The following is a 23898-nucleotide window of genomic DNA, read 5'->3' as shown; positions in this document are numbered from 1 at the left end:
TAACATCTACGCCCAACGCTAAACCAAAGCGATACCAAAAGCCACACCAAAAGAAAGCACGCCGCAAAACACTGGCAGCCCTAAGCTTTTGAATTTGCGCCAAACAAGCACAGTGACAACAGTGCCTATTGCGGTTGCAATCCAACTCGCCGCTGACGGTGCTTTTGGAATAAGTGACGCTCCTAGCATAGCGGCAATCATTAACGGCCCTAACACGCTTAGCCACGTAGGTAAACGCGCCTCAGTGTTATTGGCCTTGTGTTTATTAAAGTGACGCTGAGTCCACAGCAACGGTACTACGCGCAATGCATATGTTCCGATGGCCGCTACAACAATAGCTATCCAAATATCAACGTGCATGAGATTGCTTCCTTTCAACGTGCGAGGTGAGAAGATAAAAGGTTATCGCACCGCATAGTGCTGCCAGTGGAATTGCAGCGTTTTTAAAGGCGCTGAGAGCCAAGAAGAGAGCCGCCGTCATTGTAACGAACAAGGTAGCGCTCCATAATTTACTTGAGAATTTAGGCGCGAGTAGCACAAGGAAAAGTGCAGGTAAGGCAAAGGGCATCACGCTGTCTAATATTGGCCATTGTTGGGTAAGGGAGTCTCCTGCGATACCGCCAAGCGCCGTCCCTACGATCCAACTAAGCCACGCCACCATCGATACACCTTTAAACCAATCTACCTTTTTAGCATCGTCCATTAACGGCAAGCGAGTATGGGCTAGCGCAAAAATCTGGTCAGTAAGGCCGTGCATTAAATAGGGCCAAGCTTTACTTTGCGGTAAATAAGGCACCAAGTTGGGCGCATAAACCACATGACGTACATTAACTAATAACGTCATACAAACCGCTAGCCAAAGTGGCGCACCTGATGCCACCATGGCTACCAAAAGAAACTGCGACGCGCCTGCGTAAATGAATACGGAAATTAGCGTGGCTTCCAGCGTAGAAAAACCGGCTTGAACTGCGATCACGCCAAATGAAATGGCTACAGGAATGTAACCACCTAACAAAGGTAACCCGTCAATAACCCCTTGCTTAAGTCCACTTTTTGATGAAAGTTGGCTCATTCCTTTGCCTCTTTGTGATAAACGATTGTGATAAGACATGTCGCCCACTCGTCTCCCGTTTTGTATACGTGGGGCAAATCAGCGTTAAATGCTAAACTTTGACCCGGATGCAGCCATTGAGTATTTCCACTATTCCCAGCTTCTAGAGAGCCGCTAACAACGGTAATCGTTTCTTCTGTTCCTGTGGCGTGAGCTTCTGCCTCTCGAAAAGTATTGGGTGCAACCGACATCCAATAAGCATCAACGTTCGGGATACCTTGTCCTTGCTCAATTAAACGAACTTCTACGCCCTTTTCTCCAACGCTTGCGCTAAGAGGCTGAACTAGCTGACCGAACGGAACGTCTAGTTGTTTAGCTAACCGCCAAATGGTGTCTAGCGTCGGGTTGCCGTTGCCCTGCTCTAATCTTGAAAGGTTAGATTTAGCGATACCTGCCCCTGCTGCCAATTGCGACAGCGAGACACCTTTGTCTTGCCTGAGTTTCTGCAAATGCCTTCCGAGGATGTTGAGCGTTGATTGATTCACACCTTACCAACTTAATGATGTTCCATTTAAAGAACGTTCTATATATAGAACACTTCAAAGTCAAGAAGTTTGTTTTCAATGGGGGTATGGATACGGCGTTGTGCTCACGCCACGATTGGAAAACGTGACAAATGTTAAAAGATGACAAAGTGATGAACTAAAAGGTAACCAATATTTGTGCACAGAAAACAGTCACCTTCGCTTTTTATAAACGCCCATTCGACTTTCTAACGCAAAAGGTCCGACGTAATTTATTAACAAATGCACTACATTTAAATCGCTGAATTGATTAAGAAACCTTATCAGTTACCGTTACTTGCTATCTGAGCGATGCTACGATCTTTTGCATTAAACGAATACGAAAAGCACGAACCTGTGGGCCGTTGATCATTGCTAAATATTACCGACGGTTGCTAAATATTATCGATGATAAGGGCGACTATTCGAAGAGAACCGGCAAACATTCCGTTGAGCCGGTTTTTGCGTTTCATCAAAGCGCTAGTCTGCTGAGTGTCTTTTATCTTTGATGACACACAGACATTGTAAAAATGCACAGCAAAGCTCAACAGCCCCTCGCTAAAACAGCCACTAAGTACATGGTTGAACTCAATGAACAAAAGGACGTTTATGACGAATCAAACTGACAAGATTCTTTCTGACCAAGCCTCTTCAAAGCAGGCCTCTTCAGAGCAGCCCTCAGCGTTCGGTGAATACTCACTGGCCACCATTACATTTTGGCTGGCTTTCGGTACCTTTGTAATTGGTTGTAGCGAGTTTGCTGCAATGGGTTTATTACCTTACTTCGCTGAAGATTTTGGCATCTCAGAAAAGGTTGCAGGTCACGCGATTAGTGCTTATGCCATTGGTGTTGTAGTGGGCGCGCCGCTTATCACTATCTTTTTTTCCAGGCTTGCAAGACGCACCATGCTTATTTCAATGATGGTATTTTATGCTGGCGGAAACTTGCTAACAGCACTAGCGTGGTCAGAATGGACAATGAATATAGCGCGTTTTATTGCTGGCCTTCCTCATGGCGCTTACTTCGGCATTGCCATGCTCTTTGCTGCAGACATTGCCGGTAAAAATAAACGGGCGCAAGCGGTCAGTAACGTCATTTTAGGCTTGGCTATTGCCAATATTATTGGTGTGCCGTCAATTAGTGGTATTGGGCAAATGTTCGGATGGCGAACTGGCTTCTTTATTATTTCAGCCTTTGCGTTAGTTACTGCATTAATGGTTTGGAAAACCGCACCGTACCGCGGCCCTAATCCAGATGCCAAACCGCTAACCGAGCTTAAAGCGCTAAAAAACAAAGACGTGCTGCTGGTACTACTTATGGGCGCTATTGGCTTTGGTGGTATGTTCTCAGTTTATTCTTATTTCAGCGCCTCTTACCTCAATACAACCTCATCACCTGAGTGGGGAATCTCGGCCACATTGCTTATCTATGGCATAGGCGTAACCTTGGGCAATATTATTGCAGGCCGCTATTCTGAAGGCAGGCTACTGACGTCAGCGATTACGTTTCAGGTTTTACTGGGCCTATCAGCTGCAGCTTACGCTGCGTCGATGGGGAATCCATACTTAATGGCAGCATCACTGTTTTTCATTGGTATCGGTGGTGGCATGGTGGTGCCGCTGCAAACAAGGCTTATGGATGTCGCTGGCGAGGCTCAGACTTTAGCCGGTGCCATGAACCATGCGGCTTTTAACACCGCTAATGCACTTGGCCCTTGGTTGGCAGGAATGACACTGTCAGCGGGTTATGGCTATACATCAACGGGTTGGGTAGGCCTAGCGCTTGCCGGTGGTGGTGTACTGGTGTGGCTGGCCATTGTTATGACTGCTCGCAATACTCAAGTACAAACAGCAACCGTATCTGGTTAAATGAAGGTTGAGCGCTGACAACCTTCGTTGTCAGCGCTTGTCAATTATATTCCCTCGGTATTACTCGGCGTCGTTTTCAAGATCAGAGTTATTGCGAGAAGCACTTCCCCATACATCTTCGGGAATGTCTCTTTTGGGCGCTGGCGCACTAGCTATCGCTTCAGCCTGCTTCTTCTCTTGATTTGACCACTTAACACGAATTTTCTTACCGTCGATAACTTTGGCGTTAAGTTTTTCAATGGCTTTATCGGTTTCTTCTTGCGTGCTCATTTCTACGAAACCAAAGCCCTTAGATAAGCCAGAAGCCTCATCCATCACCAAGTCGCACGACGCTATGTTGCCAAACTCGAAAAACAAGTCTTCAAGATTTTCCTGAGTAAATGTTTTAGGTAAATTGCGAACTAATATGCTCAAATTTATGTCCTACTTTTTAGGTGATTATGGATGAACGGGTGTTATTAACTTTCTTGGTTACGCAGAAACACAAGTTCCGTTGATGAACTTTGTTCTTCGCTAAACACATAGCCATCTACGTCGAAGTTTTTCAGACCTTCTACGTCTTCTACACGGTTTTCAAGAATATAACGCGCCATTAAACCACGGGCTTTCTTCGCGAAGAAACTGATAATTTTATACTGACCATTCTTGCAGTCTTTAAATGTTGGCGTAATGATCATGCCATCTAAAGATTTTTTCTTCACTGCTTTAAAGTACTCATTTGAAGCAAGGTTGATCAACACATTGTCACCCTGTGCTTCTAATGCCTTATTTAGCACATAAGTAATGCGATCATCCCAAAACGCATACAGGTCTTTACCTTCAGGGTTTGCTAATTTAGTACCCATTTCTAAACGATAGGCCTGCATTAAGTCTAGAGGACGAAGCAATCCGTATAGGCCAGACAAAATTCGAAGATGTTTTTGCGCATATTCTACCGTTTCGCTATCAAGCGAGTAAGCATCTAACCCAGTATACACATCACCATTAAACGCATACATTGCTTGGCGTGCATTATCGGGCGAAAATGGCGTAGAAAACTCAGCAAAACGGTTGGCGTTCAACGTTGCTAACTTGTCGCTTATCTTCATCAGCGATGATAAGTCAGCAGGCGATAAGGTGCGGCAAACTTCCATCAAACGTTCAGTGTCTTCAAGCATGGCAGGCTGAGTGAACTGGCTCACAGGAATTTCGCTTTCAAAATCTAAATTTTTTGCTGGGGATACTACAACTAACATTTCGACTCCTTAGGTTTAATACCAATCCGCATAGATCATTGCCGACTCAGAAGGCTCTGGCAAGTTTCCTAGCAAAGCGTGGGAATGCAGGAATGGCTGTTCCCTTTCAAATTCCCAGAATGAAGCTAGGAAGCTTGCCAGACCTTCCCGAAGGGCGAGTTTAAAATGCCCGTACTCTTTGTTGTGCCACCTTAATGTAGAACCACTATACCTGCGGTGACACGCCGCGATTACGAGCATTTTAACTCTCGCTGAGTGGGTAATGATCTATGCGGAATGGTATTACACTGGTATTGTACCACCTGATACGCTTCAAAAAGCAAAATGGCATAAGAAAGACGTAAATTGGCTTAACAGAGAAATCCGATTAGCCATTTTGTCGCTATTGTATGTATGAATTGTCACACGGGTTTGATATAAATAGCGTTACAAATAATTATTCAAACAATAATTGAGATACACCCTCCGTGAACGTACCTCAATTACCAAAGCGCTGCATGTACCAGTACTTATTAAAGAACTAAGAACTGGTAAAAAAGAACGCAAGCGCGAAGCCCTACACACGCGCAAGCGAACCGTTTTATTCAACTGGCTTTTCCAGCGAGTTGTCCAAATTTATTTTGATAAAGAACAGAGAGAATTATGAGCAATCAGTTAGCTTCATTACGTGATATCACTACCGTTGTTGCCGACACGGGCGACATCGATGCCATTAAAAAGTATCAACCAGTCGATGCCACAACTAACCCGTCGCTACTTTTAAAAGCGGCTGGTCTTCCTCAATATGCAAGCCTAATTGATGATGCTGTAGCATGGGCAAAACTTCAGTCAAACGACGCTGACCAGCAGCTTACCGATGCAGCAGACAAACTAGCGGTAGCCATTGGCAAAGAAATCTCTGCAACTATTCCAGGCCGAATCTCAACTGAAGTAGACGCACGCCTTTCGTTCGACACTGCCGCCACTATCGAAAAAGCGGAACGTTTGGTTCAGCTATATGAAGACGCGGGTATCGATAAGTCACGCATTCTTATTAAAATTGCCTCTACTTGGGAAGGTATTCAGGCAGCAGAAGAGCTAGAGAAGAAAGGCATTCAGTGTAACTTAACGCTTCTATTTAGCTTCGCCCAAGCACAAGCTTGTGCAGAGGCCGGTGTTTATCTTATCTCTCCATTCGTAGGGCGCATTTTAGACTGGTACAAAAAAGCGACCGGTACTGAGTCTTACGCACCAGATGAAGATCCAGGCGTAGTATCTGTAACTAAAATTTATAACTACTACAAAGACCACGGCTACAATACCGTAGTGATGGGCGCAAGCTTCCGTAACATTGGTGAAATTCAAGCGTTGGCAGGTTGTGATCGTCTAACCATTAGCCCAGCACTGCTAGAAGAACTGGCAAACGAGCCTGGCGATCTAGAGGTTAAACTTAAAGACAATGGCGCTACAAAAACACCAGGTGACCGCTTAACAGAAAGCGAATTCCGCTGGGCAATGAACGAAGATGCAATGGCAACCGAAAAGCTATCTGAAGGCATTCGCAACTTCGCCGCAGATCAGGAAAAACTTGAAACCATGCTTCGCGAAAAGCTAAGCGCGTAAGGGCCATAGAAACCATGAGTGCTTTAACTTCTCTTCCCGAATGGAAAAAACTGTCTGAATTTGCTTCAGCGGTAAAAGATGCGCACATGCGCGACTGGTTTGCACAAGATGCAAATCGCGCAGATAAGATGCAGCTTGAAGCCTGCGGCATTTTTCTTGATTACTCCAAAAACCGTGTAAACGACGAGGCGCTTAAAGGGCTTTTTGACCTTGCTCGAGCATGCAAACTAGAAGCCCTTCGCGACGCGATGTTTTCTGGTGAGCAGATTAACTCAACAGAAGGTCGCGCTGTGCTTCACACCGCACTTCGTAATTTCTCAGACCGTAAAGTACTGGTAGATGGCGAAGACGTAATGCCTGAAGTGCATGCTACGCTTGCAAAAATTGAAGCGTTTACCGCATCGGTTCACAGCGGTGAACACAAAGGTTATACCGGCAAGCCTATCAAGCACATTGTGGCAATTGGTATTGGTGGTTCGTTCCTTGGTCCTAAGATTATGACCGAGGCACTTAAGCCGCATACCGTTGATGCAGTGAAAGTTCACTTTGTTGCCAACGTTGATGGTTGCCACATTCACGATGTGCTATCTAGCGTAGATTTTGAAGAAACTTTGGTGGTCATGTCATCAAAGTCGTTCTCTACCCAAGAGACGCTTCAAAATACACTTACGGCTAAAGACTGGTTCTTAAAGTCTGGCGGTACACAAGAAGATATTGCTAAACACTTTGTAGCCGTGTCTTCAAACGTTAAAGCAGCCACCGAGTTTGGTATTAGCGCCGACAATATTTTCCCTATGTGGGATTGGGTAGGCGGTCGTTACTCACTGTGGTCTGCTATTGGCCTGCCTATCTCGCTAGCCCTTGGGTTTGAAAACTTCAAAGGCTTACTTGAAGGTGCGTTTGACATGGACACCCATTTCACAACCGCACCGCTAGAAGAAAACATGCCTGTTCTACTTGCACTGTTAGGTGTGTGGTACAGAAACTTCTTCGACGCGCAATCACACGTTTTATTACCTTACTATCACTATCTTCGCGGCTTACCAGCTTACGTACAGCAGTTAGATATGGAAAGTAATGGTAAAGAAGTGACGCAAGAAGGTGAGCACGTAGATTACCCTACTGGCCCAATTATTTGGGGCAGTGAAGGTACAAACGGCCAGCATAGCTTCCATCAGCTTATTCACCAAGGTTCTGGCGTTATCCCAGCAGACTTCATGTTGCCACTTAACGTTCCTAACCAGGACGACACGCATCACGCTATGCTTGCGTCTAACTGTTTTGGTCAAACACAGGCACTAATGCAGGGTAAAACCTTTGAAGAGTGTTATGCAGACCTTGACGGTAAAGGCCTAAACGACGCTGAACGCAAACGCTTGGCCGCTCATAAAACCATGCCTGGCAACAAGCCTAGCAATACTTTCTTGTTTGATAGCCTTACGCCTAAAACACTTGGCGCGCTGGTTGCAATGTATGAACATAAGGTATTCGTTCAGGGTGTTATCTGGAACCTTAACTCATTCGACCAATGGGGCGTAGAGTTAGGTAAAGTACTAGGAAACCAAGTACTTGCAGGCATTCAAGGCGAGGCAGACAAAGATAATTTCGACGCTTCAACACAACAATTGATTGCCAAATTTAGAGCAGCGAATGCACCAAAATAAGGAATGCGAGGTGATTTAAAATCACCCAATTGGTGCAAATAACAAACTGAACGGCTAGCTTTTTCGGAAGCTAGCCGTTTTTTGTTGCGGTTTTCATCGACAATACGACAGACATTTTTGATGTCCGTAACACTGTACAATTGGTTACTAATAAAACAAATAGGATCAAATACATACAGTTATTGTTTACGCTTCACACACACTGGACTTTCCTTACCCTTGTCATCATATCGTCACAATTTGTTAATAAAAGGTAAATTAAACTATTTTATTTTAGTGGCTGCTGTGATACAAAATTGTACAGAGGGAATTAAAAACAAAAACTCTGTATTAGTTGTAGTGGTATAAAAAGGAGATCCCAGTGGATAAATCAGATCTATTTGCCATGCTAGACATCGAAGCAAGCCCAGCAAAAACCAAAAGCAAAAAACGTAAGTGGAGAGAAATCGAAGCGCTACAAGATCGCTACAAATTAGAAAAAGAACTGGCCGAACTCGACTGTGGTTTCGAGTACGAGCTAGAAACACTGGAAAGATAAAACGAAGGCCGCCTGTTACACAGGCGGCCTTTTTACTTTCTAGCGTGCTGTAAATGCTTAGTCTAAAAGCTAATGCTATACCTGCCAATCGATGGGTTGTTTACCCTTGGCAATAAGGTATTCGTTAGTTTGACTGAAATGTTTACAACCTAAGAAGCCTCTGTGTGCTGAGAGTGGCGACGGATGAGGCGCATGTAAAACGTGATGTTTTTCACGGTTAATGTGCTTACCTTTCTTTTGCGCATGGCTACCCCACAGAAGAAACACAACGTTTTGGCAGTGCTCATTGACCACATCGATAACCTTATCAGTGAAGGTTTCCCACCCCCATTTCGCGTGGCTATGTGCTTTGCCCTGCTCTACCGTAAGAACAGTATTAAGTAGCAATACCCCTTGCTCCGCCCACGACGTCAGCGTGCCGTGATTAGGCTCGGTGAAACCATCAATGTCAGACAACAGCTCTTTGTACATATTTTTAAGCGATGGCGGTGTTTTAATGCCAGCTTTTACTGAAAAACAAAGTCCATGAGCTTGATTAGGACCATGGTACGGATCTTGACCTAAGATCACGACTTTTACTTCGTCTAGCGGTGTGTATTTAAGCGCATTGAATACGTCAGACTGAGGCGGGTAGATAACGGTTCCCGCTTCACGAGCGTGCTTCACGCGCTCAAGCAACGTGACAAAATAGTCTTTTTGCTTTTCATCACTAAGCGCGCTTTGCCATGTCGGAACCGATGGTGTCATTACTTAAGCAAATCCATCATATGCTGCTTAAGTGCATCGTAAGACGCTGGCAAGTCTACCGCTAAGCTGTCTTCGCCTGCTACATCGGCCAAGGCTTTCGGCAAGCTGATTGGATTACCTAGCACGTTTTCGACCGTTTCTCTGAACTTAGCTGGATGGGCCGTTCCTAAGAACAAACCTATTTCACCGTCTTCTAAGTCGTGACTTACCGCGCGATAGGCAATCGCGGCATGAGGCTCGCTGGTATAGCCTTGTTGCGCTAATTGACGCATAGCAAGCTGCGTATATTCTTCGTCAACCATCTCACCTTTAAGACACGCTTTGTCGATATAGCCACGCTCGATAAGCGCCTCAATACGCGGCCAGTTATTTGGCTGACTCACATCCATAGCGTTAGACATGGTTGCAACCGTCGCTTTAGGGTCCCACTCACCGGTTTTAAGGTAGCGAGGTACGGTATCGTTTAGGTTAGTTGCAGCGATAAAACGCTTAATTGGTAAGCCTAATGATTTAGCAATCATGCCAGCCGTAAGGTTACCAAAATTACCGCTAGGTACTGAAATAACAAGCTGGTCTCGTTTCTCTTTCGGCAGCTGACTTACTGCTTCAAAGTAATAGCAAACCTGCGCTAGTAAACGGCTGATGTTGATTGAGTTTGCTGAGTTCAGATGAAGGCCTTCACGTACGTCAGGGTCGTCAAACGCGGTTTTTACAAGTGATTGGCATGCGTCAAAGTCTGACTCAACAGCAACGGTATGAATGTTACCGCCTAGCGTAGTGAATAGCTTTTCCTGCAGCGCGCTAATCTTGCCCTTTGGAAACAAAATAACCACGTTGATATTGTCAATGCCGTGAAATGCATGTGCAACCGCTGCGCCGGTATCACCTGAAGTCGCTGTTAGAATGGTTACTGGCTTCCCTTCACTAATACGCGACAGAGTTTGCGCCATAAAGCGGCCGCCAAAATCTTTAAACGCAAGCGTTGGGCCGTGGAAAAGCTCTAAGCAGTATACATTATCGTTGACCTGCTCGACTGGTGCACCAAAAGCAAAGGCGGTCTGAACAATTTCTTCTAGCTCGCCATTATTCAGCTCATCGCCAATAAGCGCGCGAAGTACTTCTATACTGCGCTCTACAAATGGCTTTTCCAACAATTCGTCAATATTGTCTAGGGTAGGAATATTCTCTGGAAAATAAAGCCCTTGGTTTTTACCTAAGCCCCGCTTAACGGCTTCAGCAAAATTTGCTGTGTCCGATGAATCTTTTAAATTTACCAATTCCACTTGCTGTTACCTTTTTATGTGGGCAAATACTCTGCCCTTTTAATCTTTTAAAAAATTATTGTGCTTTTAGGAAATCATCTGCCTTTAAGAAACCATGTACTTTAAGAAACTATATACCTTAAAAAGCTATGTACCTTAAGAAACAATGGTGCCTTGGCTTGGTATTTGGCACACATGGCTAAAGCCATCTTCATTTTGAATGTAGTTCGCTGTTAAATAGGCGGCGACTTTTTCCGCCTGCGCTTTACTTGGACACACGGCAAACACCGTAGGTCCCGAGCCTGAAATACCAAAAGCAAGCGCACCCGCTTGCTCACTAAAAGCACGCGCCTCATCAAAGCCAGGCAGTAGCGATTTTCTGTAAGGTTCGGCTATAACATCGTTCATTACCGACGCCGCCAAATCAAAGTTACCCGCATGTAAAGCGTGAACAAACACGCCTAACTGTCGACCAAAGGTTAGCGCCGTCGCCATATCCACCTGCTTAGGTAAGATATCGCGAGCAGCCGCCGTTGATACGCTAATGCCTGAATAACAAACGGCATAGTACCATTCGTCGTTTAACGGCAACGACAGCGTGACAGGCGCATCGCTACCTGTCATTAACGTCATACCACCTAAGTAACAGGGAGCAACATTATCATAGTGAATACTACCGCTTATTTGGCCTTCTAATTCGCCCATCATTATAAGCAGAGTATCTTCATCGAACGGGGTGTCGAAGTAAGCATTTAGCGCTGCAAACGCTGCCACAATAGAGCTTGCGCTTGAACCCAACCCGCTGCCTATTGGAAGGTTTTTATGAAGCGTAAGCGCAACAGGAGAGGTTGTTTTTCCAGCCTTTTCCATTTGCTCACAGAAATAGTGATAGCACTTGGTTACAATATTACTGTCTGCATCGCCCGGGAGTTTGTGAGCAAAGCGCCCCACCGTTTCTAATGAAAATGACTCAGCCGCCTTTATTTCAACTTCATCACCTAGCTTAGTGCCATCAACGGGCGCAAGCGCTGCGCCCAGTACGTCAAAGCCTAAGCTCACATTTCCTATTGATGCCGGCGCGAAGGCCGTGAATGCTTTCATATTATTACTCTTACTTCGCTTGTGGCGTGCTCTTTATATTAGCGCTTCAAATTAGCTCAATAAATTAGCGCTTTAAATCGATGCCACAACATTACTGGCCTAAGTCACACCTTCGAATATCTTACTTTAGCCGCCTATCTACGCTAAGCAAGCTAAGCGTTATTTAGCCCTTAGTGCGCCATTTGCTTCCACGGCATAGTACGCAGAATGTCAGCAAACACCCCAGCTGCTGTTACCGTACCACCTGCTCCATATCCTCTAATTACATAAGGGATTGGGCTATAGTAGTCACTGTTAATCGCCAGCGCGTTTTCACCGTCTTTTACCTGCGAAAGAGGGTTACTTGCCGGTACAGCCTGAATGCTTACTTTGCATTTTCCGTCTTCAATGCTGCCGATATAACGAAGCACTTTACCTTCTGCTTTAGCCGCTTCAACCTTTTCACCAAACGACGCATCTAACTCTGGCAGCTGCTGCATAAACTCGTCAATTGAACACTCTTCGGCAAAACCTTTTGGCAATACAGACTCAATTTCAATATCAGATAGTTCTAACGCTAAATCAGCTTCACGAGCCATGATAAGCAGCTTGCGCGCTACGTCCATGCCGCTTAAGTCATCGCGCGGATCAGGCTCTGTGAAACCGTTGTCTTTGGCTGTTTGTGTCGCTTGCGACAGGCTCATGCCCTCTTCAAGTTTGCCAAATACATAAGACAAACTGCCCGATAGAATTCCTTCAAAGCGGTGTAAGGTGTCGCCAGCGCTGAATAGCTTTTGCAAGTTATCAATAACCGGTAGCCCTGCGCCGACAGTGGTTTCGTAAAGGTACTGACGATTTGTCGATTGCGCGGTCTTGCGAAGCTTGCGATAGTAAGACATCTCACTGGTATTCGCCTTTTTGTTTGGCGTTACCACGTGAAAACCGCTTTCCATCATATCTACATATTGCTGTGCAATCGCTTCGTGACTAGTACAGTCAACAATCACTGGGTTTACCAGACTATTGTCGTTAGCGAACTGATGCAGGCGCTCTACGCTTAATCCTTCGCTTGCCGATTCAAGTGCCGATTTCCAGTCACCGCTTAAATCAATACCTTGGCTGTTTAACAGCAGTTTACGACTGTTCGCAATGCCATAAACACGCAGCTGAACATTGCGTTTTAACAACGCAGGCTGTTGTTTTTCAATTTGGCCTAGCAGTTCGGTTCCCACATTGCCACACCCTACTAGGAATACGTCAATGGTATGGCGGTCAGAGAAAAAATTCTGGTGAATAACCTTTACCGCTTTCTTAGCACGCTTGCTCTCAATTACCGTTGAAATAGAGCGCTCTGAAGAGCCCTGAGCAATAGCAACGTTGTTCACCCGCGCTTGGGCAAGCGAGTTAAAGAAACGCGCAGCCAACCCTTTGGTTTGACGCATACCGTCACCAACCAAAGTAACAATGGCTAGGTCATGACGCACTTCAATAGGATCTAGCAATTGATTTTGAAGCTCTAGCGCGAACGCATCTTCAAGAAGCGTTAACGCTCGGCTGGCGTCTTTGCTTTGGATACAGAAACTGATTGAGTATTCTGAAGAAGACTGGGTAATAAGGCTTATTGAAATATTGGCGTTCGACATCACCTCAAACACACGACTTGCCATACCTACCATGCCTTTAAGGCCAGGACCTGCGACGTTAAACATGGTGACGTTATCAAGCTGTGAAATACCTTTAACTGACGTCCACACCTCGCTTTTTTCATTGCTGATTAGCGTACCTGGCGCAGCTGGGTTTAGCGTGTTTCTGATCAAACAAGGGATGTGGTGTTGGGCAATAGGACCGATAGTTTTCGGATGAAGTACCTTGGCACCGAAATAAGACAGCTCCATCGCTTCTTGATAGGTAAGCTTGTCTAACAGCACTGCCCCTTCAACTTGATTTGGGTCAGCGTTATAAACACCGTCTACGTCTGTCCAAATTTCACAGCAGTTTGCGTCTATACACGCCGCTAAAATGGCCGCTGAATAGTCTGAGCCGTTACGCCCAAGCGTGACTTTCTCGCCCGCTTCGTTAGCAGCAACAAACCCCGGCATGACAAGAAATTCACTGCCGTCAGTAGGCACATCAGTAAAGCGTGCTTTACTAAGCGATACATCGGCAATGCTGTCTAGGTAATCGCCCTCGGCAAGCACATACTTAACCGGGTCGATAACGCGATTAGCGATACCTTTAGCCGATAGAATAGCGCTAAAAAGCGTCACCGAGATGTACTCACCAATACTTAGAATACCGGCAGCAACATTATCAGGTGCAACACCAAGCAGCTTGATACCTTCAAGGTGCTGTTTTAATACTGAAAGGTGACCATTAATGAATTCTACCACGCTTGCATGTGCAAACCCGTCGAGTTCTTCGTTTAGGTTGTTGGCGATGCCGGTAACCGTGTCGTTCAACTTATTGAATAACGGCTGGAAATCTTCACCCGCGGCTGCTTGTTCACATAGTAGTGAAAGCGCGTTCGTTACCCCCTTTGGGGCAGAGAGTACAACCGCAGCACCGTCGGTTTGGTGGGTCGCCGTGCTAATCTCCATAACGCGCATGTATCGCGGTGCATCGGCTAGAGAAGAACCCCCAAACTTTAAGACTTTCATATGCTGCTCCTTAAGGTTACGCATGCTAAAACGTGTGTAAAAAAAAGCCCGCTCTGTGTTAGGCGGGCTTTCGTTGTCTTTTGCTTACTTGCACTAGTCAGCGACCGCCCTTTTTAAGGTGGTAATTAACATAATGGTGGTGCGAGTAAGTAGAATCTTTTTCATACGAGCAATTTGCCGTATAGACGTCTATATGTCAACCGCAGTTTTCACTACACTGTGTTGCAAAATATGAAACACTCTTCAATTAATATTTCTTTTTAAGGTACAAATACGAGTTCAAGCTGTTATTAGTCGACTTACTAGTACTCTGATAGCTTTAAAACCTGCTTATTTCTAAGATCATTCAAACAGAACTCATCCAGTGAAAACCTTTCTTTAGGCCAAACTCGCCTTCAAAAAAGGGGCTGTTGCACTTTGTTGGATCTCAGCAACCTCCTCTGGGCTACCTTCTGCAACGATTTCTCCTCCCTCATCACCTGCGCCTGGCCCCATATCTATAATGTGATCGCAAGCCCCAGCTACCTGCATATTGTGCTCAACCATCACCACCGTATTCCCCGCTTCAACTAGTGTGGTTAAATGCTGCATAAGTAGCGAGGTGTCTGAAAGGTGTAAACCTGTTGTAGGTTCATCGAGCACATAAAGGGTATTAGCATTTTGAGCACGTTTAAGTTCTGACGCTAATTTAATGCGCTGCGCCTCGCCGCCTGATAATTCAGTAGCACTTTGCCCCAGGGTTAAATAGCCAAGCCCTACATTCATTAGTGTTTGAAGCCCCCGCGTAATGACTTGATTACTATTAAATACAGATAGCGCTTCTTCAACCGTAAGCGATAGTACATCAGCAATAGAGTGTTCGTTGTAACCGACTTCCAGTACGTTATCGTTAAAACGCTTACCGTTACAAACGGTACAGGGGGAATAAACACTCGGCATAAACAGTAGTTCTACCGATACCACACCCAAACCTTCACAATGTGGGCATCGCCCTTTTGCGACGTTAAACGAAAAATGACCCGCATCGTACCCACGGGATTTTGCTGCTTCGGTTGAAGCAAATAAACTTCTGATTTGATCAAATATACCGGTATAGGTTGCCAATGTTGAACGAGGTGTCCTGCCTATGGGAGACTGATCTACCACAACTATACGGCTTAACGCTTCGAGCCCGCTTTCAATTCGCCCTTGCTGCAGCTCACTTTCATGCGAAAAAGCGTCTTGAGCAAGAAGCGAATTGGCGTCAGTAAGCAGTTCTTTCGTTTCTCTTGTTTCTTGCGCTCGCTTCCCTTCTTTCTCGGCTGTACTTAAACCATCTTTGACCAACTCAACCAATGCTTGGCTAATCAAACTCGATTTTCCAGAGCCCGAAACGCCTGTGACGCAGGTCATCACACCAAGAGGAATATCAATATCAACATGGCTGACATTATTTCTAGACACGTCTTTTAATCGTAATACCCCTGACGAATTACGTTTGATACGCTGACTTAGGGCTTTATTGTTAAAAACATAGTCTGCCGTTGGGGAGTTTTTTATGCTTGCCAGCTTCTTAACCGGCCCACTGTAAACAAGCTCACCGCCGTTCACTCCAGCTCTCGGCCCTACGTCTACAACCCAGTTAGCACCTTTGATAACGTAAGGATTGTGCTCAACAACAAGCAGTGAGTTTCCCGTTTCTGTAATAGTGTGAAGCGCTCGAATAAGCCCTTCTACGTCGCGAGGGTGAAGACCGGATGAAGGCTCATCCATAACAAAGACAACGCCAAATAAGTTCGATTTAAGCTGAGTTGCCAAACGTAATCGCTGTAGTTCTCCTACTGAGATACTTGTTGTGCTTCTATCTAATGAAAGGTAATGAAGCCCAAGCGCTATTATGGGTTTCACCCTTTCAATAATGTCGCCCGTAATATTGCGTATTACCTGACCACGCTCTGACGTATCGCCGTCAACTGAATTTCTTAACGCCTGAAGCTTTTCGTGAACTTGCTGTAATGGCAGCCTTGAAAACTCAATAATATCTAAACCGTCAACTTTCACTGCTAGCGCATTTTGCTTGAGCTTTTTTCCACTGCAAACCGGACATGCTTCAACAGATATGAAAGGAGCAATTCGCTGCTTCATTTTCTCTTTTTGAGACGTTTTGAAAGTATCGAGCACATGACGCCGCGCGCTGATAAACTTGCCATTGTAGCTGGCAGGTTCACCTTCTTGTTGTGCTTTTCGGGTTTGCGCTAAATTATAGTTTCGATAGACGGGTAACTGAGGCATTTCATCAGTGAATAAAATCCAGTCACGGGTTTTTTGAGGTAGATCACGCCATGGAATATCAACATCAATACCTAACGATAACAGTACCCTTACAAGATTTTTGCCCTGCCACGCGCCAGGCCAAGCTGCCACAGCGCCCTCACGTATAGTGAGGCTGTCGTCGGGAACAAGGCGATGCGCTTGTGTGTCAAAAACTTTTCCAATACCGTCACAATGTTCACATGCACCTTCGGGCGTATTAGGAGAAAACCCGTCTGCGTAGACAATGCTCTGCCCTTTGGGATAATCCCCGGCCCGGGAATAAAGCATTCGCAGACTATTAGAAAGCGTGGTGATACTGCCAACGGAAGAACGTACTGAAGGGGCGCCCCGGCGCTGATGCAGACCCACAGCAGGCGGTAAGCCTTCTATTGCGTCTACATCAGGTTTTTCCACCTGCTCGATTAACCGTCTGGCATAAGGTGATATTGAATCTAAATAACGGTGCTGAGCTTCTGCGTAAAGCGTACCGAAAGCCAAAGAAGATTTTCCTGAGCCAGATACACCGGTAAACACTACCACTTCATTTCGAGGTATATCGATACTGATATTTTTTAAGTTGTGTACACGGGCGCCGCGTACGTGAATTTTCCCCTCATCATTGTGCACTTCATCACCTGCATATCACCTTTATTAAAGAATACTTAGATACAGGCGCTGTATTTCGATCACTATTTTTAAACAAGCATGTCAGCTGTCTGATATGAGATGTTGAGCTAAAAAATCCACCAGCAATCTAATTTTAGGTGCAACATTTCGATTTGAAGGAAATACCGCCCAAATAGCCTCTTGCTTGTCTTTATACTCAGGGAACAGTTCTATTAGTTGACCTGAGGCTAGTGCTTTGCGCACGTAAAACCCAGGTAGTTGTGCAATACCTAAACCAGCAATCGCAGCGCTGCATAGGGCATTCCCGCTGTTATACCGTACTCTCCCCTGTACAGAAATTGATTGAATTTTATTATCGATAAGTAAACGCCAATATGGCTGTGACCCCACCAGCAGCGAGTGCTCTTTTAACTCCTCGATGCTTTTAGGCTGACCTTGCTCTCTAAAATAATCCCTACTTCCGCATACAAATAAATGTCGGGTAGCCAGCTTTTTAGCAACTAAGGTCGAGTCTTCTAATTTGCCAATGCGGATGGCCAGGTCGAGCCCCTGCTCTACAATATCAAGCTTTTCGTTTGAAAAGGTGCATTGCACGCTAATGCCGGAATACTTTTGCATAAAGGTATTGAGCAGAGGCGCGATGAATGCTTCGCCGAAAGCGACCGGAGCGGTGAGCTTAATTAACCCTTGAGGAGACGCTTGAAGTGCGCTTACAGATAGCTGGGCATCTTCAAGCGCTTTTAACGCGGGTAAAACTTGCTGAAAATATTGTGTACCTGCTTCAGTAAGTGAAACACTTCGCGTAGTGCGCTGCAATAATTTAACGCCAAGCTGCTTTTCAAGCGATGCGACTTTACGACTTATTTGGGCCACTGACGTATCAAGCTTATTCGCTGCTCCAGTAAAGTTGCCAACGTCGGCCACAGCACAAAATTCTGCTATTCCCTCAAGATATTTCACTATTGCCACTCGCTATCGATACGTTCTTCAACGCAGTACTTATTTCTTATTACATTCTATTTGGCAAAATTTATTATTACAAATATGAAATAGTGATTTACTAAAAACGTATTTATCATTAGTAATCCGTCTCCTATACTTTGGCCTATAAAACATCATCAAATATTTATGATTAAGGAGTCATTACATGGCGTCATTCAAAGATTCGTTGCAAGAAGGTCAAACGCACATTAAGTCAAAAGCTGCGGTGGCTTGGGGCCCGGGAGAGCCGTTAAAGATGGAAGAAGTTGACGTAGAGCTTCCTAAGAAAGGCGAGGTACTTGTACGCATCGTTGCAACTGGCGTATGCCACACTGATGCATTTACGCTGTCCGGTGATGATCCTGAAGGCGTATTCCCTTCAATTCTAGGCCACGAAGGTGGTGGTATTGTTGAAATGGTGGGCGAAGGTGTAACCAGCGTAGAAGTTGGTGATCACGTTATTCCTCTTTACACCGCAGAATGTGGCGAATGTAAGTTCTGTAAGTCAGGCAAAACTAACCTTTGCCAAGCAGTGCGCGAAACACAAGGTAAAGGCTTAATGCCAGACGGCACAAGCCGCTTCTCTAAAGATGGTGAGCCAATTTATCATTACATGGGCTGCTCAACGTTTTCTGAATACACGGTTTTACCAGAAATATCGCTAGCAAAAGTAAACAAAACGGCCCCGTTAGAAGAAGTATGCTTACTTGGCTGTGGTGTGACAACCGGTATGGGCGCCGTGCTTAAAACGGCGAAAGTACAAGAAGGCGACACGGTTGCTATCTTTGGGTTAGGTGGTATCGGTCTATCTGCCATTATTGGTGCACGCATGGCAGGCGCCGGCCGCATTATTGGTATTGATATTAATGAAAGTAAGTTTGACCTAGCAAAACAGCTTGGTGCAACTGACGTGGTAAACCCTCAGAATTTCGATAAGCCTATTCAGGAAGTGATTGTTGAAATGACTGACGGCGGTGTTGACTACTCGTTTGAATGTATCGGCAACGTCAACGTGATGCGTTCTGCACTTGAGTGCTGTCACAAGGGTTGGGGCGAATCTGTGATCATTGGTGTAGCTGGTGCAGGACAAGAAATTTCAACGCGCCCATTCCAGTTAGTGACAGGTCGTGTATGGCGCGGCTCTGCATTTGGCGGTGTTAAAGGTCGTTCAGAGCTGCCAGGTATTGTAGAGCAATACCTAAATGGTGACTTTGGTCTTCAAGAGTTTATCACTCACACCATGGGTCTTGGTGACATTAACAATGCCTTTGATTTAATGCATAAAGGTGAAAGTATCCGCTCTGTTGTGCATATGGATAAATAATTTAAGCCTTAGCTCGGAACACGTTAGGAGAAGCTCTGCTTCTCCTTTTATCGATTACAATATCCCCTGCTCTAACGCCTTGAGCACTGCCCTCGTTCTATCTCGTACACCAAGCTTAGCCATGACTGAAGAAACTTGGTTCTTAATGGTGCCTGTTGATTTGAACATCGCATCTGCAATTTCTTTATTACTGTAACCCGCAGCGATCAAACGGAGAATTTCGACTTCTTTCTCAGTAAGTGGCTCTGGATTTTCAAACGACTCAAATTCTACGTTCAGTCCTTTCAAGCCTTGCAACACTTTTTCGGTTACCGCGGGCTGAATCAGCGTTTTACCATTTTTTATTTGTGTAATAGTGTCAACCAGGGTTTCTAGCGATACACCTTTAAGCAGGTACCCTTTTGCACCAGCGCGCATAGCGCCGTTTACCAGCTCGTGATCGTCAAACGTAGTAAGCATTAGCACTGGCGTACTAATCCCTTTATCACTCAGTGCAAGCAAAGTATCGATACCCGATAATTTGGGCATGCGAATATCCATTAATATCACATCACAGTTTAAAGCGTTTTCACTATCAATGAGCTGCTGACCATTTTCGTATTCGCCAACAACTTCAACGCTATCATCAAGCCCTAAAAGTGATTTGATGCCTTCCCTTACCAGCATTTGATCTTCAACTAATATAAGGCGTGTTTTCATTCGCCCTCCGGTATGTGAATTGCGATGCGAAAACCCTGCTCGGTTCGCTGCCAGCTGATAGTTCCATTTAGCTCATGAACCCGTTCCTGCATTCCTTTTAGACCATTGCCAGCCACCACACGACTTGAAGTGTCCGATTCCCTTGGCCCTGCTTCCTTTCGAACCCCTTCTGCAAAAGCGCCTTCTGAATAGCTACATGGTGCTTTGTCGAAAAGCGGTATGCTACTTGGCTGTTCGCCACTTAGTGTCTTATCAGCAGCATGCGGCACCATACTGTCTTGCATTAGTAGGTTATAAGCGCCGTTGTGTTGCGTCAGTGATAGGGAAAAATAATGCGCCTGTGTATGGCGTATCACGTTAGTTAGCGCCTCCTGCATACTTCGCAACAGGCAATCGGCAATTCGCACGTTGGTTAACATTAAATTGTCGTCAATGTGCAGATTTACCATCGGCCTAGGCAAATCTTTAATTAGTGCGTTTACTGCTAATGAAAAATCAATAGCCGCATTTTCCCGAATGTCAGAAATCGCTTCTCTAACATCAGAGAGCAAAAGCTTAGCGATACTGTGGGACTGCTCAACGTGTTGCTTTATGGCTTGCGATTCAGTGCTCTCTAATAAATCCGCCTTTCTAGACGCGACTTGAAGGTTGATAGTAAGCGCCGTCAAATGATGCCCTAAAACATCATGAATGTTTCGCGCTATACGCAGGCGTTCATCTTGAGTAAGCGCCTGCTTCATTAGTTGCTGAGTACTTAATAATTGTCTATTAAGCGCGTCAGCTTCTTCACGCGCTTTCGATTCTTTAATGGCCGTGTTTGACATGATCATGGCAAATAAATTGAATGTCCAAAACAGCGCGCCAGTCAAGACAGCTTGCTGCTCTTGCCACACCCATCCTTGGATTAGGATTGTGGGCAGAGCCAATGGTATTGAAAGCACGACGCACGTTTTCCAATTAACATAATAAGGAAGAATGGCGGACCAAATAACAATGAAGATGGCAAGGTATGCATAGGGAAGCAAAAACTGGCAAAGTACCGCTAATAGAAACATCGCCCATAACGTTGGCAGCCTTAACGAAGGCATACTGTGGTCATGCCTACTGACAATCACAAAAGTCGCAGCTAGCATACAAAAAATAGTAATGGCGGAGAAGGTTCGCCAATGCATGAACGAGTATTGATGATACAAGAAGTAAAGTGCAGAGCCGCTTACAAACATCCACGTAATGCATGCAGATGCGCGCTCAATATCGATGCTCACCCGCCAGTGAGCAGGGATTGAGATTTTCATTCGTTTCTGACTACCTATATCTTTTCGTTCTTATAGCGCTACTTTGACAAAAAACACGGTTCAATGCATAGGCCAGAAGTCACTTTTTATTTCGTGACTTCTGGCACTGTTGTCAATCTCGCGAAGTTATCACTATAAGCCTACAATTTTGTTCATTGCCAAAGGAAAGCAAGATGCAAACAATTCATGGCTTTATAGTAGCGCTTCACGTTTTAACGGGTGCATTGTCACTTTTACTATTTTGGGTGCCTAGTTTTACGAGAAAGGGCGGAAAAGCCCACAAGCAATTTGGTGGTTACTACATAAAAGCGATGCTATTTACGTCTATTAGTGGCGTTATCAGCTCTACAATAGTGTTGTTTATTCCGCTAGCCATCTACCCGACAATGCCCGAGCACTTTGAGTCTGTTGCTTATTTCACTGCATACCTTAGAGGTCAATATATCTTTTTGCTGATGTTAAGCCTGCTGGTGTGGAACAACGTGAGGCATTCTGTAGCGGTGCTTAAAGTGAAGCAAAATCTTGAGCAGCTGCGCACAATTGAATATTTATGGCTACCCGTACTGCTTTTTGTCGTCGCTTCCATTGCGTTGTATCAGGGTATTACGTACGGCATCACGCTAACTTGTATCTTTGCCCCTATTGCACTGTTAAATGCCATTGGTATTGTGCGCTATGTTTATCAAAAAAACATCGTTGCAGGTTCGTGGGTAACTGAGCACATTGGGCATATCATTGGCTCTGGTATTGGTGCATATACCGCATTTTTTGCCTTTGGAGGACGCGCATTATTCGAAGGCTCGCCGTCACTACAACTTGTCAGTTGGATTCTACCTGCCCTTATAGGCGTTCCTTTTTCAATCTGGCTTAGCTGTAAATACAAACCCAAATCATCTGGTCGTAATACGCCTTCTTTAAAACCTAAGGTAATGAAAAGTTAAACTTAAAAGTGATATATAAAAATTCAATTCAGCAGTTGTTATCAATGCCACGGTTAGGGCCTGTTTACTTAACGGTGGCATTGCCACTTGGACAACAAGCCATCAAATGTGTAACGTAAGAAATGGCAATAACGCCACCACTAACCAGTGTGAACATCGAGCGCTAAATTATGAAAAAGCACCAATCAGCAGCACTTAAAATATTGAAAGATACACTGTCATTTCAAACGTATAAGCGTAGTCTCGCTGTCAGTGCGGCCTGTATTTGTTTAGGGCTAGGTTTAAGTGCACATGCGAACGCATATCATGAAGACAATTCAACACCGCAAACCAGTGACCAAGCGCAAATGAATACCAAACCGACACTTACAACGCTCACCAACTACCAAGAAAACGCGCCATATATGTTCTCTTCGGGCTTACCCAATGCCTCTCACCTCTCTTTACTGAAAGAAAAAGGGGTGACGCACGTTGTAGATTTGATCCCAGGGGATAGAACCAGTGAAATCTTAACTACCTCAGAATTAAGACTTGATTACTTTAATGTGCCCGTGGATTGGGAAGGCCCCACATTAGCCAACTTTTTAAATTACGCTGCATTTATGCAAACCGTCGATATCAAAGAAAACAAGGTACTCACGCACTGTAAACTGAATTGGCGAGGCGCTGCTTTTACGTATCTATACAGAATTAACGTACTTGGTGAAAATGAACAAGCCGCCCAAAAAGACCTTATGGCTATTTGGCATCCGAATCCAACATGGTTCGCCTTCATGAACGAAGTAATCGCCCACTACAATGAGGTAAACGGTAAAGAAGTAGCGATGTCGTTCGAGGCTGCCGCTCCTGAAAACCACTAAATTTCTGGCTTACCGAGAATAATGGCGGTCTAAGACCCTCTCGTCCCTACCAAACATATATGAAATTTCAGATTTATCATTGACACATACGAAATTTCATATATGATGCATCACATACGAAATTTCATATGTGATGTGATTTATGTCGACTTGTTCTGATTCTGCGCAGCTACAGCCATTAACATTTTTCAAATGCTTGTCGGAAGACACCCGCTTAAAGACGCTACTTATGCTCAGTGTAAAAGGTGAGCTATGCGTGTGCGACCTTACTGATGCGCTTCAATTAAGCCAGCCCAAAATTTCACGCCATCTCGCTGACTTACGAAAGTGCGGTTTAGTTCTCGATACTCGTAAGGGCAAATGGGTGTATTACCAGCTCCATCCTGACCTACCCGCTTGGGCGCTGGAGGTCATTAAGAACACCGCTATTCACAACAATGAATATATTAGCGAGGCGTTAGCGAATTTGTCCTGCGAGAATTGCTAGATTCCAAACTTTCTGAATGGCACAAAGACCGCTGCAAAAATGCATAGCAAAGGTCAACGATGGAATGGTCTCCCCCCTCAAACGGCATCGCAATGTGCCAAACTTGGAATTGAACAATCAAGTT

Annotated in this window: 22 protein-coding genes; 8 read left to right on the top strand and 14 right to left on the bottom strand. The window is 45.0% G+C overall.

Annotated features, from left to right (window positions below):
* Positions 1 to 18 precede the first annotated feature (18 nt).
* Genes QME20_RS13455 through QME20_RS13445 form a run of 3 tightly spaced genes read right to left on the bottom strand, consistent with a single transcriptional unit; the run spans position 19 to position 1560 of the window.
* The gene (locus QME20_RS13455; protein ID WP_014950476.1) at positions 19 to 360 is read right to left on the bottom strand and encodes an AzlD domain-containing protein; all 342 of its coding nucleotides are present in this window, start codon (positions 358 to 360) and stop codon (positions 19 to 21) included.
* A complete protein-coding gene (locus QME20_RS13450) occupies positions 350 to 1072 on the bottom strand; it encodes an AzlC family ABC transporter permease (protein ID WP_039226313.1) in 723 nt (240 codons plus the stop codon). The genes QME20_RS13455 and QME20_RS13450 overlap by 11 nt, the downstream gene beginning before the upstream one ends.
* Positions 1069 to 1560 carry a helix-turn-helix transcriptional regulator gene (locus tag QME20_RS13445; RefSeq protein ID WP_080589203.1) on the bottom strand — a complete coding sequence of 164 codons (492 nt, stop codon included), beginning with the start codon at positions 1558 to 1560 and terminating at the stop codon, positions 1069 to 1071. Before QME20_RS13445 ends, QME20_RS13450 begins: the two co-directional genes overlap by 4 nt.
* A 663-nt stretch (positions 1561 to 2223) precedes the next feature.
* On the opposite strand from QME20_RS13445, the gene QME20_RS13440 reads away from it, so the two are divergent.
* Positions 2224 to 3483, top strand: coding sequence for an MFS transporter (locus tag QME20_RS13440; protein ID WP_281716066.1), 1260 nt, complete (start codon positions 2224 to 2226; stop codon positions 3481 to 3483).
* Positions 3484 to 3543: 60 nt separating this feature from the next.
* Here the strand turns inward: QME20_RS13440 and QME20_RS13435 are convergent, their stop codons facing one another.
* Genes QME20_RS13435 through QME20_RS13425 form a run of 3 tightly spaced genes read right to left on the bottom strand, consistent with a single transcriptional unit; the run spans position 3544 to position 4958 of the window.
* Entirely contained in the window at positions 3544 to 3897 is a 354-nt protein-coding gene (locus QME20_RS13435; protein WP_281716065.1) for an RNA-binding protein, read from the bottom strand.
* 44 nt (positions 3898 to 3941) lie between these two features.
* Entirely contained in the window at positions 3942 to 4718 is a 777-nt protein-coding gene (gene yaaA / locus QME20_RS13430) for a peroxide stress protein YaaA (RefSeq protein ID WP_014950481.1), read from the bottom strand.
* Between the two features lie 15 nt (positions 4719 to 4733).
* On the bottom strand, positions 4734 to 4958 hold the full coding sequence (locus tag QME20_RS13425; RefSeq protein WP_139308981.1) for a hypothetical protein: 225 nt from the start codon (positions 4956 to 4958) through the stop codon (positions 4734 to 4736).
* Positions 4959 to 5360: 402 nt separating this feature from the next.
* Here QME20_RS13425 and tal point away from each other — a divergent pair, with 402 nt between their 5' ends.
* The 3 genes from tal to QME20_RS13410 all read left to right on the top strand — a co-directional run bounded on the left by tal (position 5361) and on the right by QME20_RS13410 (position 8522).
* On the top strand, positions 5361 to 6320 hold the full coding sequence (gene tal, locus QME20_RS13420; RefSeq protein WP_039226298.1) for a transaldolase: 960 nt from the start codon (positions 5361 to 5363) through the stop codon (positions 6318 to 6320).
* Between the two features lie 14 nt (positions 6321 to 6334).
* Positions 6335 to 7984 (top strand): glucose-6-phosphate isomerase, encoded by a 1650-nt coding sequence (gene pgi / locus QME20_RS13415; protein WP_281716064.1) that lies wholly within the window; start codon positions 6335 to 6337, stop codon positions 7982 to 7984.
* Positions 7985 to 8345: 361 nt separating this feature from the next.
* The gene (locus QME20_RS13410) at positions 8346 to 8522 is read left to right on the top strand and encodes a DUF3545 family protein (RefSeq protein ID WP_012519516.1); all 177 of its coding nucleotides are present in this window, start codon (positions 8346 to 8348) and stop codon (positions 8520 to 8522) included.
* Between the two features lie 75 nt (positions 8523 to 8597).
* On the opposite strand, the gene ung is transcribed toward QME20_RS13410, so the two are convergent.
* The 6 genes from ung to QME20_RS13380 form a co-directional block, all read right to left on the bottom strand.
* Entirely contained in the window at positions 8598 to 9269 is a 672-nt protein-coding gene (ung, locus tag QME20_RS13405; RefSeq protein WP_281716063.1) for a uracil-DNA glycosylase, read from the bottom strand.
* Entirely contained in the window at positions 9269 to 10552 is a 1284-nt protein-coding gene (thrC, locus tag QME20_RS13400) for a threonine synthase (protein ID WP_039218782.1), read from the bottom strand. The genes ung and thrC overlap by 1 nt, the downstream gene beginning before the upstream one ends.
* 135 nt (positions 10553 to 10687) lie before the next feature.
* The gene (gene thrB / locus QME20_RS13395; RefSeq protein ID WP_039218785.1) at positions 10688 to 11632 is read right to left on the bottom strand and encodes a homoserine kinase; all 945 of its coding nucleotides are present in this window, start codon (positions 11630 to 11632) and stop codon (positions 10688 to 10690) included.
* A gap of 170 nt (positions 11633 to 11802) precedes the next feature.
* Positions 11803 to 14268, bottom strand: coding sequence for a bifunctional aspartate kinase/homoserine dehydrogenase I (gene thrA / locus QME20_RS13390; RefSeq protein WP_281716062.1), 2466 nt, complete (start codon positions 14266 to 14268; stop codon positions 11803 to 11805).
* Between the two features lie 378 nt (positions 14269 to 14646).
* Positions 14647 to 17187: an excinuclease ABC subunit UvrA gene (locus QME20_RS13385; RefSeq protein WP_281716061.1), complete on the bottom strand. Its 2541-nt coding sequence runs from the start codon at positions 17185 to 17187 to the stop codon at positions 14647 to 14649.
* A gap of 81 nt (positions 17188 to 17268) precedes the next feature.
* Positions 17269 to 18147 carry a LysR substrate-binding domain-containing protein gene (locus tag QME20_RS13380; RefSeq protein ID WP_281716076.1) on the bottom strand — a complete coding sequence of 293 codons (879 nt, stop codon included), beginning with the start codon at positions 18145 to 18147 and terminating at the stop codon, positions 17269 to 17271.
* A gap of 187 nt (positions 18148 to 18334) precedes the next feature.
* On the opposite strand from QME20_RS13380, the gene QME20_RS13375 reads away from it, so the two are divergent.
* On the top strand, positions 18335 to 19492 hold the full coding sequence (locus tag QME20_RS13375; RefSeq protein ID WP_039226285.1) for an S-(hydroxymethyl)glutathione dehydrogenase/class III alcohol dehydrogenase: 1158 nt from the start codon (positions 18335 to 18337) through the stop codon (positions 19490 to 19492).
* Positions 19493 to 19546: 54 nt separating this feature from the next.
* Here the strand turns inward: QME20_RS13375 and QME20_RS13370 are convergent, their stop codons facing one another.
* Positions 19547 to 20191, bottom strand: coding sequence for a response regulator transcription factor (locus QME20_RS13370; protein WP_281716060.1), 645 nt, complete (start codon positions 20189 to 20191; stop codon positions 19547 to 19549).
* Complete coding sequence (locus QME20_RS13365) at positions 20188 to 21486, bottom strand: histidine kinase (protein WP_281716059.1); 1299 nt, start codon at positions 21484 to 21486, stop codon at positions 20188 to 20190. The genes QME20_RS13370 and QME20_RS13365 overlap by 4 nt, the downstream gene beginning before the upstream one ends.
* A 173-nt stretch (positions 21487 to 21659) precedes the next feature.
* Here QME20_RS13365 and QME20_RS13360 point away from each other — a divergent pair, with 173 nt between their 5' ends.
* The 3 genes from QME20_RS13360 to QME20_RS13350 all read left to right on the top strand — a co-directional run bounded on the left by QME20_RS13360 (position 21660) and on the right by QME20_RS13350 (position 23774).
* The gene (locus QME20_RS13360; protein ID WP_281716058.1) at positions 21660 to 22427 is read left to right on the top strand and encodes a hypothetical protein; all 768 of its coding nucleotides are present in this window, start codon (positions 21660 to 21662) and stop codon (positions 22425 to 22427) included.
* Positions 22428 to 22597: 170 nt separating this feature from the next.
* Positions 22598 to 23287 (top strand): hypothetical protein, encoded by a 690-nt coding sequence (locus tag QME20_RS13355; protein WP_281716057.1) that lies wholly within the window; start codon positions 22598 to 22600, stop codon positions 23285 to 23287.
* Positions 23288 to 23429: 142 nt separating this feature from the next.
* Positions 23430 to 23774, top strand: a complete 345-nt coding sequence (locus QME20_RS13350; protein WP_039232026.1) for a metalloregulator ArsR/SmtB family transcription factor — start codon at positions 23430 to 23432, stop codon at positions 23772 to 23774.
* Positions 23775 to 23898: the final 124 nt, after the last annotated feature.

This window comes from Alteromonas sp. CyTr2 (assembly GCF_947311905.1).
Taxonomy (GTDB): Bacteria; Pseudomonadota; Gammaproteobacteria; order Enterobacterales; family Alteromonadaceae; genus Alteromonas; species Alteromonas macleodii.
Note: the sequence above shows the minus strand (reverse complement) of the source record. Positions and strands in the feature narration are given on the sequence as shown.